Consider the following 16,248-nt stretch of genomic DNA (forward strand, 5'->3'; position numbering starts at 1 on the left):
TTTCGTATCCAACTCAACCGTCGTTAGACGATCAGATTAGAAGGAGCGGAGGGCCTGAACCGAGCCAACCAGGGTGCCCTGGCTGCCGAGAACCACAGGGTTCGTGCGGTTGGTGAAGCCGGTCGGGGTAATGGTGCCCGACAGACCGGTATCCATCCAGGCGTACTGGACTTCAGCCGAGAACGTCAGGTTCTTGACGGGGGTCCAGGAGGTGCGCGAACCAACCTGATAGATCGAGAAGTTTGCATCGCCGGTGATGCCACCAGCGAAGGTCGCATTGTAACGCTGCAGCAGGATGGCGTTACCCGTAGAGGTGTTCTCGTGGCGGGCGTAAACGCCGTACAGCGAGGTGCGCCATGCCGGGTTCCAGTAGTGCTCGAAGAAGATACGAGCGCCGAAGTCTGTCGACAGCTGCAGGTCGGCGGCGGGGACAGCGCCACCCGGGCTGGCGAACACGGCATCCATGTACTGGCCGAAGGCCGCACCGTTGCCGTTGAAGATGCCGTAGCCGGTGCCGCTGGTGTTGGACGTACCACCGAACACATAACGGCTTGCACCGTTCGCGTAGGTGACGTCAACCTTGATGCTGTCGCCAACGCCGGTCGGCAGGTTCTTGATCTCGATACCGGCGATCAGAGCGTAGCCGAACTTGTCATCGGGATGACCGGTGTTCTCGCCGGTCGCGGTACCAGCAAGGCCGTTATAGGAAGCCGAAACCTGGTGCACGGCGCCAGCGAAGTGCAGCGAACCCCAGGCCTGGTCGAGACGCAAATTGCCGACGAAGTCGGGAATCTGCTGGCCGGCGTTGGAGTTGGCGTAGGCGGTGATGCCGGGGACGCCGATCGCGTCGTTGCCGTCATAGATGCCGGCGACGCGGTAGGGACGCGGGGTTTCAGCCGAGATCGTGGCCGAGAAGCCGTTGCCGAACGAAGCGGTGTAGGCGAGCTGCGGGATACCGGTCGTGGTGTCCGAACCACCGGTGACGCCCGACGACTGCGTCGGGCGCGAGAGAACCCACTGGGTCTCGAACTGCGACACGGCCTTACCGATGGTGAAACCGGCGAACTGGATGAAGGCGAAGTCGACTTCGTTGTTGCCGCCGGCGATGCCGTCGGAAGCATCCGACCACTGGAACTGGGTGTTCACGAAGGTGCGGACGACGCCGTATTCGGTCGCGGTGCGGGTGTCCATGTTCAGGTTGGCGCGCGCGCGGCCCTGGAAGTAGTCCTTGTTACGCAGGTTGGTGAGACCAGCGCCCTGGAAAAACGGAACCGCGTAGGTGCCCGACGAGTTGAAGCTGGTATCGATGCGGATGAAGCCGCCGATCTTCAAGCAGGTGTCCGTGCCGGGGATGTAGTAGAAGCCTGCGCCATAGAGCGAGCAGACCTTGACGTATTCAACTGCCTTGACCTTCACGGGAAGATCGGCGGCCTGAGCGCCGCCCATTGCGAGCAAGCTCGCAGCCGAGCCCAAAATCAGGGCTTTAATCGTCTTCATGTAAACCTCCAAGTTGCTTGAGGGAAGGTTCCGCCACCGGGTGTTTCACCCTGAAGACTAGCCCCTTTGTCCCTGACAACCCGCAAGGCGCTTCAAGCCTCTGAACATGCCCGCCGCTCGGCGAACCCAACTCAGAACGAACCGCCCTTACGGGACGACCTCGGGATGCCCCCCTACGTCGCACCGTGAACATCTCCTAACTGCCCCCGCTTCGCAACGACAGACTGCCGCAATGCGGCCGGGTTTCGGCCGTTTGCTTGGCGGTGTTGCTCAAATCACACTAAGCAGTGATCGGGCCACGCCCATAAGCCGTTGTTTATGCGCTGGTATTTAAATGTTCCGTGAGCCCGCGGCGGACAGCCCGCCATGCGTGCAATTGCGAGAAGCACCCGCCCTTCAAATAAGGCGACTATTTCCACGGTGATGGCGAGCGATTCGCGGCGGATTCCGCAGGTGGCCCGGTTGCACAGGACGGGGGTGAGCCGCGGCGGCTAAGCGCGCGATTGCCGGATATCACCGACAGAATGTCGACAGTTGCGAACTGGCGCTTGCGGCGCGCTCTCGCGTCGGGCATATCGAGCGGGTTGGAGCTGTGGCCGAGTGGCTGAAGGCACCGCTTTGCTAAAGCGGCATACCTTTTACCGGGTATCGAGGGTTCGAATCCCTCCGGCTCCGCCACACTTTCTGTGCAACATTCGCAATACTGCTCGGCGCTCAATCCCGTTGAAGGCCGCCGGCTGGTTTTTGTCGAAGGCATGATGCCGCGCGACCGGCGCAAAGCCGGCTTCGGGAACCAAGCAGGCGCGCACCGGGTTAGTCATATGTCGCAAGGTTGCGGCAGTGCACCGACGGAGCGCCCCATGCAGATGCATCCCTCGCACGTCCGAACGATAGGCTGGCTCGCCCTTGTCGCCGCGTTGATAGCCGTGCCCGCTTCCGCCGAAAGCGTTTACGCCGAAAAGCGTCGGCTCTGCACCGGTGATGCATTCCGGCTGTGCAGCTCTGAAATTCCGAATGTCGAACTGGTGACGGCCTGCATGTGCAGGCAGAGAGACAGCCTGAGCGACGGATGCAAGTCGGTGTTCGACAAGGACGACGTGTCGTCGGTCACGCCGTCCAAGTAACCAGATCAGTTATTGCCGGCCATCCAGGCGCGTGCATCGCGCTGCGCCGTTGCGATCTCAACGTCGGACATCGTCAAAGCGACTTCCCGGCGCATCTCGATGGCATCCGCGCGGCCCTTGAGGGCGGCGAGGTTGAACCATTTGTGCGCCGCGATCAGATCGACGAAGCCGGAACGTCCGCTGGCCCAGTAAAGCCCGCGCTCGAACAGCACGTCCTGAATGGCTGAGGTTTCGACCGGCGTGGCGGCAGCGAAATCGATCTGGCCCTGAAACATCGTTCTTCCTTGTTTCTTGCTCTTGCCGCCCTGATCCGAGCGCGGCCCCTGTCCGTTTTTCGACGCAATCCCAACCGCCGTTTGCCGGCTTGTTGAGACCACTATGACCCGGAAAATTTGAAGAGCAGTTTAAGCATCGCGATGAACGAAAGCTGAAGGCGGTCGCGGGCGCGACGGCGTCATCGCCGGGAAAGCCTGTAAAACCAGGGCTTTCGGACGATGCTGCGGATTCGGTTCACCTTGCTGCTTGGCGATGCCGTAACCATCGATCCAGGGAGACGCTGGACGTGCCTACACGGCTGGCGAATTGATGTCGGGGGAAGTATCGCCGGACAAGGACCCGTGCAGCACTGGCCATATCATTCGGGGATAGCGGGGCGCGGCGGGAAATTCAGACAGGCCGGGGGATCAACCGCGCCGGCGGAAAGACGAGGGCGTCGGCAACACGTCAGGATCAGGCCTCATGGGACGATCGCCGATGAAACCGCGGACCAAGGGTCCACACCGAACAGAACACCAATACGAATACTGCGTTCTTGCGGGACCGATCGGGAAGGCACGCCCTGCCCTGAAGTACGGTCCAGCCGTTGACCTGATGTCTCGCCGACACCCTCCTTCGTCAACTGGCCTGCACTTCGTAATCCGCTTCGAGAAGCAGACTTCAACGAGGCCGGTGTGACGTCGCCGGCAGCGCCGGCAGTCTTTGGGAAGCAGAAGTTACTTCTTCTTCGCGACCTTCTTGGTCTTCTTCGCGGTCTTCTTCACGGCGGGCTTCGTCGCCTTCTTCACTGCCTTCTTCGCCTTAGCTTTCTTGGCCATGATCGTCTCCGACTGGTGTGAGATGACTTGATCGCTGCGTGCATCCGGGAATCGAAATGCACTACATTCCGAATACACCAACAAATTCAAAAAAACAGCGTCCCGCTTAAGGAAGTGTTGATGACGCAAAGTCGCAGAAGCCCCACGCGCTCAGTCATAACTCGCATTATCGCGCTTTCGCGATCGCCGGAAACACCCGAAAACCCGACGTCGGCGTTTGTCAAGATTGCAGGAAATGACTGTGCCACACAGATATTTTTAATTCTTGATATCAGAAAACTATACAAACGACTGTCGATCGCGAGTCTCTCCATGTCGAAGCCGACACACGTTGCGGACTCTGAGTCGCGATTTTTGGCAACGAATTAATTTTCGAGAAAATCGCGTTAGCCCCTTAACGCATCCCGACACAACCGCACTTTTTCCCGAATCGCCGAGGGCTGATTCGGCAGGTACTGCCGGATTGATGGTGGTAATCGGCCGCGCCGTCGTTACGACGGCGCACGGCGCAAAACGCAAAACGACGCCGCGCACATGGCGCCGGCGTCGTCGTTGCGGCCGGTCTAGATGCCGAGCTTGGACTTCAGGAGGTCGTTGACCGCCTGCGGATTGGCCTTCCCGCCGGAAGACTTCATCACCTGCCCGACGAACCAGCCCATCAGGGCCGGCTTGGCCTGGGCCTGCGCCACCTTGTCCGGATTGGCGGCCATGATCTCGTCGACGACCTTCTCGATCGCCCCCATGTCGGTGACCTGCTTCATGCCACGCGCCTCGACCAGCGCGCGCGGGTCGCCGCCTTCCGTCCAGACGATCTCGAACAGGTCCTTGGCGATCTTGCCGGAGATCACTCCCTGGCCGATCAGATCGACGATCGCGGCGATCTGGTTCGCCTTCACGGGCGACGACGCGATGTCCTGGCCTTCCTTGTTGAGACGGCCGAACAGTTCGTTGATCACCCAGTTGGCCGCGAGCTTGCCGTCGCGGGCCTTGTCACCGAGGCCACCCAGCACCGCTTCGAAGAAGTCGGCGCTCTCGCGCTCCGATACCAGCACCGCCGCGTCGTAGGGCGACAGGCCGAACGCGGAGATGAAGCGCGCCTTCTTCTCGTCCGGCAATTCCGGCAGATCGGCCTTCAAGGCCGCGACATAGTCCTCGCTGAACTCCAGCGGCAGCAAATCGGGATCCGGGAAATAGCGGTAGTCGTGTGCCTCTTCCTTGGAGCGCATCGAGCGGGTCTCGCCCTTGTTGGGGTCGTAGAGCCGCGTCTCCTGGTCGATCGTGCCGTCATCTTCCAGCACGCCGATCTGGCGCCGTGCCTCGACGTCGACGGCCTGGCCGATGAAGCGGATCGAATTGACGTTTTTGATCTCGCAGCGGGTGCCGTATGCGGCGCCCGGCTTGCGGACGGAAACGTTGACGTCGGCGCGCAGGCTGCCCTTCTCCATGTCGCCATCGCAGGTGCCGAGATAGCGTAGGATGGTGCGCAGCTTGGCCACATAGGCCTGGGCCTGCTCGGCCGAGCGCATGTCGGGCTTGGATACGATCTCCATCAAGGCCACGCCGGAGCGGTTGAGGTCGACATAGGTCATCGTCGGGCTCTGATCGTGCAGCAGCTTGCCGGCGTCCTGCTCCAGATGCAGCCGCTCGATGCCCACCGTGATGCTGTCGCCATCGGCCAATTCGACCACGACCTCGCCCTCGCCGACGATCGGCGATTTGTACTGGCTGATCTGGTAGCCCTGCGGCAGGTCGGGATAGAAGTAATTCTTGCGGTCAAAGGTCGAGCGCCGGTTGATCTGCGCCTTCAGCCCGAGCCCGGTGCGCACCGCCTGTGCCACGCAGGCCTCGTTGATGACCGGCAGCATGCCCGGCATCGCCGCATCGACCAGCGAGACATGACTGTTCGGCGCGCCGCCGAATTCGGTGGAGGCCCCGGAGAACAGCTTGGCGTTGGAAGTGACCTGGGCGTGGACTTCCAGCCCGATCACGATTTCCCAGTCGCCGGTGGCGCCCTTGATGAGTTTCGACGGTTTGACAGGTGCGTTCATGAGCGCGCTTTTACTCCGGCAGCAGTTCCGGGAAAACCCCCTGCGGCATTATACTTGGCCTCACAGCCCGCGGGCGAACGCCTGGAAGATCGGGCTGATGCGCAGCGTCTCGCGGCCGGCGGCGATGACGTCGTCGACCTGCTGCGGCGGCAACTGGAAGCGGGTCGGCACCGCTTCGAGGGCGGCGGCGCGCGTGGTGTCGAGCTGGTCGAAGCCGAGGCGACCGATGAAGAAGTTGAGGTCCTTGCAATTCCAGCCGGGCCTTGCCCCCAGCCGCGCTCGCTCCGCGCCGGACAGGCCGCAGCGCCATTTGATCATCGCCGCCTGCCAGTCCTTCATGGTGCGGTCGAACGCCGAATAGCTGGCGCCGACGCTGGCATCCATCGTGGTGTCCACCGCGGCCTTCAGCATGTCGACGCCGGTCGGGCCCTCCACGGTGTTGACCCAGTTGCCGGAAATACCGGCCTTGGCGTCGATCACCAGGAACATGGCGCGGCGCACCTTGACCGCCTGCGCGGCGGTCAGCGGCGCATAGGGATTGTCGGAGGATTCCCGGATGATGGTGAAGCCGGAGATGCCGTAATTGTCGACCAGCCCGCCGTCCATCAGCTTGATGTAGGGCACCGCCCCGTCACGGTAGCGCAACACGGCCTTGGCATAGGAGGACAGCATCGGCGACGAGTTGCGGTTGGCTGCGGCCTTCTCGATCCACGGCGGCAGCGGGTCGGCGCAGGTGCCGGGGAAGGCTTTCACCACCGCCGGCGCAAAGGCGATCGGCACGGCGGCAGAAGCCGCGACCGCGCTCGACAGCGGATACTTGGTGAGATCGCTGCAAATCGAGGAGAACGCCGTGGTGTCGAACACGAACGGCACGTGGTTGTAGATGTCGGAAGCGTTGATCCACACCCGCGGCGAGCCGGCGCTGCGGAATTCACCGAAGGTCGCGTTCTTGAACAGATGGGCGTCGAGCCATTTAGTGAACGCCTTGGAGTCGTTGATGCCACCGCCGAAGGCGCGGCCGATGGTGTCGAGCGACAGTTCGGTCTGCAGGCCCTCTTCCGCATTCTGCAGCAGGAATTTTTCGCGGAAATCGGCCAGCGCGTCGCGCTTCTTCAGGCCGAAATAGGCGGCGGTCACCGAACCGCCGGAGACGCCGGAAACGAAATCGATGCGGTCGAGCATCTTGTCCGATGCGCGCGGCATCGGCGTGCTCTCCATCTCCTGCAACACGCCGAACGAAAACGCCGCCGCGCGGGTACCGCCGCCGGAGAACGCCAGACCGATCAGCAGGTCGTCCGCAGCTGCGGCGTCCTCGACCGTCGGTCTTATGTTCTCCGCGACGCCCTCGACGCCGAGCGGCACGTTGATCGGAATGTTGTGCACCGAAGCACAGCCGAGCAGCAAAGCGGCGGTCGCAACGACGACCCCGAGAGACCCCAACCTGCTCATCAATTTTTCGCTCTCGCGCCTTCAGCCGACAATGTCCGCAGACTAACCGGATCGGCCAGGCCAGCGACGCCCGGACGTTCGGAAAGCTCTCAACAGATCTCAGGGAAAACAATTGCCATTTGATGCAAATGGCGTGGAAACCGCATATGCGTCCGGATCATGGTTATTGGAAGGCTAACGCACCTGATCACGATTAGTTCGGCTGCGTGCCCGGCGCGGCATCGAATACCAGCGTGAACCAGGTGCCTTGCCCGCGCATGCTCGCGACGTTGAACTTCACGTTCGGCGCATTTTCTTTCAGCGTCTGCAGGATCAGCGCGCCGAGCTTGCGCGGCGACGGCCATTCCTGGTCCTCGCCGAGACCGACGCCGTCATCCGACACCACGACGGTGACGTGACCGCCCTCGAGCTTGCAGATCAGTTTGATCTGCCCGCCGGCGCGGCCGACGAATGCATATTTCAGGGCGTTGGTCAGCATCTCGTTGACCAGGAGACCGGCGGGCATGGCGATGTTGATCGACATCGGACAAAAGCCGACCTGCAGGTCGATCTCGATCCCCTCAGGCGCATTGGCCGCCATCACTGCGCGCGCGACGTCGGCAAGGTACTGGCCGAGATCGATATCCGCAGTGGCGTCTTCAGCCGACAGCGCCCGGTACAGCACGGTCAGCGCGTCGATCCGGCTGGCGAGCCGCGCCAGCGCCACCGCCTCACCCTCCGCCGCCGAGCGCGCCTCGAGGCGCACCAGCGCGGTAATCAGTTGCAGATTGTTCTTCACGCGGTGCTGCAACTCGCGCATCAGCATGTCGCGGTCGCGGATCTGGTTCTCGAACTGCTCGATCTGCGCACGCTCGCGACCGCCGACATCGACCAGAGCGGCAATGCGGAAGTTTTCCACGCCGTTCTCGCTCTCGATCACCGAGGCATAGGCCTGCACGATGACCAGGCGATCCACCGGCCCGGACGGCCGGAACACGCCGATAAAATCCTCGCCGTCGCGGATCGCCTCGCCGAGCGTCTTGGTCGAATCGTCTTCGTTCACGAAACCATCGAGACAGGTCCAGCCCTGGCCCTCGACATCGCCAGCCATCATCGACATCTGGAGTTCGAACGCCTTGTTGGCATAGACAATGTGCTGCTGATTGCCGGCCCCGCGGGAAATCGCGATCGCCACCGGCACATGGTCAAGCAGATGCTTGTAGCGATCGCTCTCGATCGCCAGCGCAATCTTTGACGACCCCAGAATCTGATCGACCTGCTGGGAGGACGGCTGTCCGTCGTCGGCGCTCATACGATGTCCACTCTCATGGATAACCCATGACCAAACGCCGATCGAAACGCAATGTCAAAGCAGCAACACTTGGTCCGAACCTTCACCACCATTTCGGCGGCGTGAAGCGACCGGCGGCCTGCTCGATGGTTTCGCCGAGCGAGAACAGCGTCTCTTCGTCGAACGGCCGGCCGATCAGTTGCAGCCCTAGCGGCAGACCCTGCGCGTCGCGACCGGCGGGAACCGCGATGCCGGGCAGCCCGGCCATGTTCACCGTCACCGTGAAAATGTCGTTGAGATACATTTCGATCGGATCGGCGCCGCCCTTCTCGCCGATCCCGAACGCCGCGGACGGCGTCGCCGGAGTCAGGATCGCGTGAATACCTGACGCGAAGCACTCTTCGAAATCCTTCTTGATCAGCGTGCGGACCTTTTGCGCGCGCAGATAATAGGCGTCGTAATAGCCGGCCGAGAGAACATAGGTGCCGATCATGATGCGGCGGCGGACTTCGGCGCCAAAGCCTTCGGCGCGGGTATTTTCATACATGTCGCCGAGCGTGCGGCCGGGCACCCGCAGGCCATAGCGAACGCCGTCATAGCGCGCCAGGTTCGACGAGGCCTCGGCGGGCGCCACGATGTAATAGGCCGGCAGCGCGTATTTGGTGTGCGGCAGCGACACATCGACCAGTTCCGCACCGGCAGCCTTGAGCTGCGCGGCGCCATCCTTCCAGAGCTTCTCGATTTCCGCCGGCATCCCGTCGAGCCGGTACTCGCGGGGGATCCCGATCTTCATGCCCTTAACCGAGCGGCCGACCGCAGCTTCATAATCCGGCACCGCGCGATCCACCGAGGTGGAATCCTTGGGATCGTGGCCGGCCATCGAGCGCAGCAGGATCGCGGCGTCGCGCACCGTGCGCGTGATCGGCCCGGCCTGATCGAGCGACGACGCAAATGCCACGACGCCCCAGCGCGAGCAACGGCCATAGGTCGGCTTGATCCCCACCGTGCCGGTGAAGGCCGCAGGCTGACGGATCGAGCCGCCAGTGTCGGTCGCGGTCGCGCCAAGGCACAGGCCGGCCGCCACGGCGGAGGCCGAACCGCCCGACGAGCCGCCGGGAACCAGTTGGACGTCGGAGCCTTCGCGGCGCCACGGATTGACCACCGGGCCGAAGGCCGAGGTCTCGTTGGCCGAGCCCATCGCGAACTCGTCATTGTTGAGCTTGCCGAGCATCACCGCGCCGTCGCGCCAGAGCTGCGAGGTGACGGTGGATTCATAGGGCGGAATGAAATTGCCGAGGATTTTCGAACACGCGGTGGTGCGGACATCCTTGGTCGCAAACAGGTCCTTGATGCCCAGCGGAATGCCGGCCAGCGGCCCCGCCTCGCCCTTGGCGATGCTGGCGTCGGCCGCCGCGGCCATCGCGCGGGCATGCACCGGCGTCTCCAGCACATAGGCGTTCAGCACGCGCGCGTTCTCGACCGCCACGATATGCGCGTCGGTCAGCTCAATCGACGTGAAGGATTTTTTCGCGAGGCCGTCACGGGCCTCCGCGAGCGTCAGCGACGTAAGATTAGTCATCTATTTATTGACCGGGCTGCAGAAGAACGGAGAGAGCGTCTTGTCGTTTTCCGGCGCGTCGCGGCGGAGTTTTTCGTTCGCCTTGTCGGCGGCCTCGAGCTGGTCGAGCACGGCGTCCATCGCCTGGTCGACATCGACAATCTTGCCCTGCTTCTCGAGGGCATCGAGATAGTCCATGTAGAGCTGGTAGGACTTTTCATCGTCGCAAAGCATGCACATGCGATGGTCCCGCTGTTATTCGACGACTTTGGGGACGAGGAAGAAATGGTCCTGCTCGTCCGGCGCGTTCGCCGTCACCTTGTCGACGATCTCGCCGTCATTGACCACGTCCAGGCGCTTCTTCATCTCCATCGGCATCACCGATGTCATCGGCTCGACGCCGTCGACATTCACTTCCTGCAGCTGCTCGACGAAGGCCAGCATGGCGTTGAGCTCGCCCTGCAGATGGGGAACCTCGGCGTCAGTGACCGCGATCCGCGCAAGCTGCGCGATACGGCGAACGGTGGCGGCATCGACGGACATATGGGGAGCCTCGGGCGGATTTCAGCCCGCCGTATAGCAGACGGAGGTTTCGCGCCGCAACCGCGGGCGCGGATCAGCCGGCGAGCTGCTCCATCCGCGCCAGCGCCGAGGCCGCCAGCGCCCGGGTCAGTTCGGCTGCGGGCCATTCGGTACCCATGTGCACCGCCTGCCCGGCCCACAGATTGGTGAAATCGGTGCGGCCCAGCTTCTCGGCGGCGGTTTTCAGCGGCCCCAGCGCCACCGCGGCGTGCGGAAACGCCGGCGCGTCCGGCGAGATCGGCCCGACCTCGCGCATCACCCGGTTGATGACGCCGCGCGCCGGCCGCCCGGTCATGACGTTGGTAATCACGGTGCCGTCATCGGCCGATTCGGCCAGCGCCGCACGGGCCGGTCCGCTGACCTTGGACTCCGGCGTGCGCAAAAAAGCGGTGCCAAGCTGCACGCCGGCGGCGCCCAGCGCGAACGCCGCCGCGATGCCGCGGCCGTCGGCGATCCCGCCGGCGGCGATCACGGGCACCTTCACTGCGTCCACCACCTGCGGCAGCAGCGCGAAGAGGCCGGGCTGCGTGGTGATGTCCTGCGTCAGGAACATGCCGCGATGGCCGCCCGCTTCCGCTCCCTGCGCGATGATGACGTCCGCGCCGTTCTGCTCGAGCCAGACGGCCTCGCGCACGATGGTCGCCGACGACATCACAAGACAGCCCGCCGCCTTGACGCGCGCGAGCAAGGCCGGCGCCGGCAGGCCGAAATGGAAGCTGACCACTTCGGGCCTCAGCTCCTCGACGAGCGCGCACATCTCCTCGCCGAACGGCGCGCGGTTGGCGACGTTGCTCGGCGCATCCTGCGGCAGGCCGAGTTCGCTGAAGTAGGCCGACAGCCGCTGCCGCCAGCCGGCTTCGCGGGCAGCGTCTGGCTCGACGCCGGTGTGGCAGAAGAAGTTCATGTTGAGCGGTGCCGACACGCGCTGCCGGATGATGCCGATTTGCTCGCGGGCCTTTTCGACCGAAACGGCCGCACAAGGCAGCGACCCCAACCCGCCGCCCTCAGCCACCGCGATCACCATGTCGGTATCGACCGGGCCGATCATCGGCGCCTGCACGATGGGAAACTCGATCTTCAACAGCTCGATCAACCTGCGGTTCGGCCACATAGGTGCGCTCATTCAATGATGTCGGGGATCGGCGCGGGCATCATTGCCCGGCCGGTTGCTGCGTACCACAATCGCAAGAGCCGGGCTATGCGATTTGCCGTGGCCTGATCAGCAGCCATTTGCGCAGCGCAACGCCGGCCCAGATCGCTTCCACCAGCCCGAACGGCCAGGCGCCCTGCAAAAATCCATACAGCGAGCCGAGGCCGCACGCTCCGGCAAAGGCCAGCACGTACCACGGGCTGCGCGCCTCCAGCGCGTAGCAGACCAGCATGGCCGTGACGGCAAACAATCCGAATAGCGTCAGGGCGTCCATGCCGGGATTTTCCTTTTTGCGCGGCCGCATGCTATGCGGGCGCATGCCTGCACTCATCCTACCATTGATCGACGCCGCCGCGCACTTGCCGGCGCGCGGGGCGCTGATCGGCCTAGATCTCGGCACCAAGACCATCGGCGTCGCGGTGTCGGACCCCGACCGCCGGCTGGCCACCGGCGTCGAGACCGTCGAGCGCAAGGCGTTCACGGCCGACGCAGCCCGGCTGGTCAAGCTTGCCGATGAGCGCAATATCGCGGGCTTCGTGCTCGGCCTGCCGATCAACATGGACGGCTCGGAAGGTCCGCGCGCGCAATCGACCCGCGCCTTCGCGCGCAATTTTTCGAGACTGACCGAGCTGCCGATCGCCTTCTGGGACGAGCGGCTGTCAACCTCGGCGGTGGAGCGCGAGTTGATCGCCAACGACGTCAGCCGCGCCAAGCGCGCCAAGGTTATCGACGAGCACGCCGCAATCTTCATCCTGCAGGGCGCGCTGGATCGTCTCGCTACGCTGGCGCGCTCGCCGGACATTCGCTGAGCCACACCGGCCCCTCCCCGTCATTGCGAGGAGCGAAGCGACGCGGCAATCCAGAAAACCGCACGCGCCGAACGAACCGGATTGCTTCGTCGCAAGGGGTCCTCGCAATGACGGGGATGGGAAGGTGGTCCCCTCATCTCACGAATACGTCGCGATCCACAACGTCTGCACCGTCGCCGCAAGATTATTCAGGCCGTGCACGAAAACCGTCAGCCACGTCGAGTTGTAGCGATAGCGCAGCCTGCCGAGCCACAGGCCGATGGTGAAAATTTCGCAGAAGAAGAACCAGTCGTACTGCAGGTGCATCGCGGTCCACACCAGCGACGACAGCGCGATGGCGCCCCACGGCCGCAAGAACGATTCCGACCAGCCGCGATAGAGAAAACCGCGGACGAAGAACTCTTCCGTCATCGGCGCGGCCACGCAGAAGGCGAGCACCAGGAGCCACAGCGCGCCATCGGCGCGGGCCGATTTCAGCACGTCCATCATGAAGCCCGGCGAGGAATCGCGGCCCATTGCGCGCGAGATCAGCTCCCACAATCCGACCAGCAGGATCAGGCCGAGCGCGCCGACAGCAAAATTCTTCCACGAGGTGCCATCAAGCGCGAGATAGGCCGCGAACCGCATCCGCGCCAGCCGTGTCGCCAGCCACAGCGCGGCGCATACCGCCGGCAGTCCCATGATCACCGAAAGCGCGATCGCCGTGCCGCTCGACAGCGTGCGCGTCAGCAGCGTGAGGTCGAACGGCGCGTCCTTCATCAGGACGAGATACAGCACCACCGTGACCTGGCCGAGAAACAGCGCGGCGAAAGCAAACAGGCCCCACAGGCTGGTGCCCCAGAACTTCCAGATCCGCGGCGGCTTCGACAGGTCGGGTGGCGCAAGCTCCGCCGGAATATCCTGCGAACTCATTGCGGCAAAGCGCGGTCGAGCAACGTCCGGCTCTGCGCCTCGGAGAGCTCGGCGGTGCCAAGCATCGCGTGGCGCGAACCGCCGAGCCGGGTCTTCGCGAACAATTCGGCATGGGTGGGATTGACGATGTTCAGCGCCGCCGCGGCGGCGAGCACCGCCAGTGTTTCCACCGCCTGCCGCGCCACGCGCTCGCTGTCCGGCCGCAGCAGGCAGCCGATCACGAACGCCGCGGATTCTCCGGCGCCCGGCATGCCCCGCGTCTCGTCGACCAGTTCCTGCAGCACGGCGGTGGCCGCCTCGCCGTCATGCGACAGCGCGCGCAGCACGTCGAGGCACATCACATTGCCGGAGCCCTCCCAGATCGCGTTGACCGGAGCTTCCCGATAGTGTCGTGCCAGAATGCCTTCCTCGACATAGCCGTTGCCGCCCATGCACTCCATCGCTTCATAGAGGAAGCCCGGTGCGCTCTTGCAGACCCAGTATTTGATCGCCGGCGTCATCAGCCGCATGTACGCCGCTTCCGCTGGAAGTTCGGGCGCGAGGTCGAAAGAGCGGCACAACCGCATCACCAGAGCGGTCGAGGCCTCGACCTGCAGCGCCATGTCGGCGAGTACGCTCTGCATCAGCGGCTGGTCGGCCAGATGCTTCTGAAACACGCTGCGGTGACGCGCATGATGCAGCGCATGCACCAGGCCGGAGCGCATCAGCCCGGCGGAGGCGACCGCGCAATCCTGCCGTGTCAGCTGCACCATCTGGATGATGGTGCGGATGCCCCGGCCCTCGTCGCCGACGCGGAGCGCATAGGCGTCGTTGAACTCGACTTCGGAGGACGCATTGGAGCGATTGCCGAGCTTGTCCTTCAGCCGCTGGAACTGCAGCGCGTTGACCGAGCCATCCGGCCGGAAGCGCGGCATGAAGAAGCACGACAGCCCCTCCTCGGCCTGCGCCAGCACCAGGAAGGCGTCGCACATCGGCGCCGACATGAACCATTTGTGGCCGCGGATCAGATAGGCGTCGCCGTCGCGCGTGGCGGATGTGATGTTGCTGCGGACGTCGGTACCGCCCTGCTTCTCCGTCATGCCCATGCCGAGCGTCATGCCGGTCTTGCCCGACCACGGCGCAAACGACGGATCGTAGCTGCGGCTGGAGAGCACCGGCATCACCTGCGCCAGCAGGTCGGGCTGCGACGCCAGTGCCGCGACGGACGCGCGCGTCATGGTCAGCGGGCAGAGATGCCCGGTCTCGACTTGCGCAGCCATGAACAATTTGGCTGCTCGCGACACTTCCGAGGCCTTGCCGGCGGGCGCGCCCGTCTTTCCCCAGGTCGAGTTGTGCAGCCCGGCCGCGACCGAGTGCGCCATCAGCTCGTGATAGGCCGGATGAAACTCGACCTCGTCGCGGCGGTTGCCGCGGGCATCATGGGTATTCAGCTTCGGCGTGTTTTCGTTGGCCAGCCGGGCGGTTTCCGCCATCGCGGCAGAGCCGAACAACTGGCCGAAGTTCGAATGATCGACATAGGCCGACGACGCCTCGTTGAAGGCCACCGCCTCGACCAGCGGCCGGTCGGAGGCGAACAGATCGACATCCTCATAGGGCGGCGACTGGTTCAGCGTCTCAGGGGTGGTGGCGTGGTTCATGAAACATTCCCGGCTGCAGCGATATGCTCGCTTTTACGCAAGATTCGCCACGAATTCACGCGATCATCCGAAGCGTCAGGACCGCTGACAGACCGGGGGATAATTCGGAACCGGCCGTTTGGCGCTTGCCCCGGTTTTGGACTCTGCCTATAGCTTTCGTTTTAATGACCCTTGCACCGAAATCCAGTTTCGTCCTCGCTCACCGGCATTTGCTGGGCATCGAGGGCCTTTCCGCCGCGGACATCACCGGCCTCCTCGATCTGTCCGAGGAATATGTCGAGCTGAACCGCCAGGTCGACAAGAAGCGCACCTCGTTGCGCGGTCGAACCCAGGTCAATCTGTTCTTCGAGAATTCGACCCGCACGCAGTCGTCGTTCGAGCTGGCCGGCAAGCGGCTCGGCGCCGACGTCATGAACATGTCGGTGTCATCGTCCTCCATCAAGAAGGGCGAGACGCTGATCGACACCGCGATGACGCTGAACGCCATGCATCCCGACATCCTGGTGATGCGCCACCACGCCTCCGGCGCGGTCGAACTGCTGGCGCGCAAGGTCGATGGCTCCGTCATCAATGCCGGCGACGGCGCGCATGAGCATCCGACCCAGGCGCTGCTGGACGGGCTGACAATCCGCCGCAACAAGGGCCGCATCGAGGGCTTGATCGTCGCGATCTGCGGCGACGTGCTGCATTCGCGCGTCGCCCGCTCCGACATCCTGCTGCTGAACCGGATGGGTGCCCGCGTCCGCGTGGTGGCGCCCTCTACGTTGCTGCCGCCGGGCATCGAGCGCATGGGCGTCGAGGTGTTTCGCGACATGCGCGAAGGGCTGGAAGGCGCCGACATCGTGATGATGCTGCGGCTGCAGCGCGAGCGCATGAACGGTTCGTTCGTGCCCTCCACCGCCGAGTACTTCCAGTATTACGGCCTCGACCAGAAGAAGCTGGCCTATGCCAAGCCGGATGCGCTGGTGATGCATCCCGGCCCGATGAACCGCGGCGTCGAGATCGACTCCATCGTCGCCGACGGCGCGCAGTCGCTGATCCGCGAGCAGGTCGAGATGGGCGTCGCCGTCCGCATGGCCGTGCTTGAAGCGCTCGCGCGCAACCTCCCGAATGCGTGA

Annotated in this window: 15 protein-coding genes and 1 tRNA gene; 4 read left to right on the forward strand and 12 right to left on the reverse strand. The window is 63.9% G+C overall.

Going from position 1 to position 16,248, the window contains the following annotated elements; genetic code table 11:
- Positions 1 to 36: 36 nt before the first annotated feature.
- A complete protein-coding gene (locus FNL56_RS17500) occupies positions 37 to 1,497 on the reverse strand; it encodes a porin (protein WP_143582199.1) in 1,461 nt (486 codons plus the stop codon).
- 586 nt (positions 1,498 to 2,083) lie between these two features.
- On the opposite strand from FNL56_RS17500, the gene FNL56_RS17505 reads away from it, so the two are divergent.
- Both FNL56_RS17505 and FNL56_RS17510 read left to right on the forward strand, forming a co-directional pair.
- Positions 2,084 to 2,175 (forward strand) — tRNA-Ser (locus FNL56_RS17505).
- 182 nt (positions 2,176 to 2,357) lie between these two features.
- Positions 2,358 to 2,621, forward strand: a complete 264-nt coding sequence (locus FNL56_RS17510; protein WP_143574158.1) for a hypothetical protein — start codon at positions 2,358 to 2,360, stop codon at positions 2,619 to 2,621.
- 5 nt (positions 2,622 to 2,626) lie between these two features.
- Here FNL56_RS17510 and FNL56_RS17515 read toward each other — a convergent pair whose 3' ends face one another.
- The 9 genes from FNL56_RS17515 to FNL56_RS17555 form a co-directional block, all read right to left on the reverse strand.
- Positions 2,627 to 2,896 (reverse strand): hypothetical protein, encoded by a 270-nt coding sequence (locus FNL56_RS17515; protein WP_143574159.1) that lies wholly within the window; start codon positions 2,894 to 2,896, stop codon positions 2,627 to 2,629.
- Between the two features lie 1,382 nt (positions 2,897 to 4,278).
- Positions 4,279 to 5,763, reverse strand: a complete 1,485-nt coding sequence (gene gatB / locus FNL56_RS17520) for an Asp-tRNA(Asn)/Glu-tRNA(Gln) amidotransferase subunit GatB (RefSeq protein WP_143582200.1) — start codon at positions 5,761 to 5,763, stop codon at positions 4,279 to 4,281.
- A gap of 60 nt (positions 5,764 to 5,823) precedes the next feature.
- Positions 5,824 to 7,212 carry a patatin-like phospholipase family protein gene (locus tag FNL56_RS17525; protein WP_143574161.1) on the reverse strand — a complete coding sequence of 463 codons (1,389 nt, stop codon included), beginning with the start codon at positions 7,210 to 7,212 and terminating at the stop codon, positions 5,824 to 5,826.
- Between the two features lie 193 nt (positions 7,213 to 7,405).
- Complete coding sequence (locus tag FNL56_RS17530; RefSeq protein ID WP_143574162.1) at positions 7,406 to 8,503, reverse strand: histidine kinase dimerization/phosphoacceptor domain -containing protein; 1,098 nt, start codon at positions 8,501 to 8,503, stop codon at positions 7,406 to 7,408.
- Between the two features lie 82 nt (positions 8,504 to 8,585).
- Complete coding sequence (gatA, locus tag FNL56_RS17535) at positions 8,586 to 10,061, reverse strand: Asp-tRNA(Asn)/Glu-tRNA(Gln) amidotransferase subunit GatA (protein ID WP_143574163.1); 1,476 nt, start codon at positions 10,059 to 10,061, stop codon at positions 8,586 to 8,588.
- Entirely contained in the window at positions 10,062 to 10,280 is a 219-nt protein-coding gene (locus FNL56_RS17540; RefSeq protein ID WP_143574164.1) for a hypothetical protein, read from the reverse strand.
- Between the two features lie 15 nt (positions 10,281 to 10,295).
- Entirely contained in the window at positions 10,296 to 10,583 is a 288-nt protein-coding gene (gene gatC, locus FNL56_RS17545; protein ID WP_143574165.1) for an Asp-tRNA(Asn)/Glu-tRNA(Gln) amidotransferase subunit GatC, read from the reverse strand.
- Positions 10,584 to 10,656: 73 nt separating this feature from the next.
- Positions 10,657 to 11,733, reverse strand: a complete 1,077-nt coding sequence (locus tag FNL56_RS17550; RefSeq protein ID WP_143576219.1) for an NAD(P)H-dependent flavin oxidoreductase — start codon at positions 11,731 to 11,733, stop codon at positions 10,657 to 10,659.
- A gap of 85 nt (positions 11,734 to 11,818) precedes the next feature.
- Positions 11,819 to 12,046 carry a hypothetical protein gene (locus tag FNL56_RS17555; RefSeq protein ID WP_143576220.1) on the reverse strand — a complete coding sequence of 76 codons (228 nt, stop codon included), beginning with the start codon at positions 12,044 to 12,046 and terminating at the stop codon, positions 11,819 to 11,821.
- A 43-nt stretch (positions 12,047 to 12,089) separates the two neighbouring features.
- Between FNL56_RS17555 and ruvX the strand changes: the two genes are divergently transcribed.
- Entirely contained in the window at positions 12,090 to 12,581 is a 492-nt protein-coding gene (gene ruvX / locus FNL56_RS17560) for a Holliday junction resolvase RuvX (protein ID WP_143574166.1), read from the forward strand.
- 138 nt (positions 12,582 to 12,719) lie between these two features.
- Here the strand turns inward: ruvX and FNL56_RS17565 are convergent, their stop codons facing one another.
- Together FNL56_RS17565 and FNL56_RS17570 are read right to left on the reverse strand one after the other, a co-directional pair.
- Positions 12,720 to 13,493 (reverse strand): CPBP family intramembrane glutamic endopeptidase, encoded by a 774-nt coding sequence (locus FNL56_RS17565; protein ID WP_143582201.1) that lies wholly within the window; start codon positions 13,491 to 13,493, stop codon positions 12,720 to 12,722.
- Positions 13,490 to 15,130 (reverse strand): acyl-CoA dehydrogenase family protein, encoded by a 1,641-nt coding sequence (locus tag FNL56_RS17570; protein WP_143582202.1) that lies wholly within the window; start codon positions 15,128 to 15,130, stop codon positions 13,490 to 13,492. The genes FNL56_RS17565 and FNL56_RS17570 overlap by 4 nt, the downstream gene beginning before the upstream one ends.
- Before the next feature lie 164 nt (positions 15,131 to 15,294).
- Between FNL56_RS17570 and FNL56_RS17575 the strand changes: the two genes are divergently transcribed.
- A complete protein-coding gene (locus FNL56_RS17575) occupies positions 15,295 to 16,248 on the forward strand; it encodes an aspartate carbamoyltransferase catalytic subunit (RefSeq protein ID WP_143574169.1) in 954 nt (317 codons plus the stop codon).

It is taken from the genome of Tardiphaga sp. vice304, assembly GCF_007018905.1.
GTDB lineage: Bacteria > Pseudomonadota > Alphaproteobacteria > Rhizobiales > Xanthobacteraceae > Tardiphaga.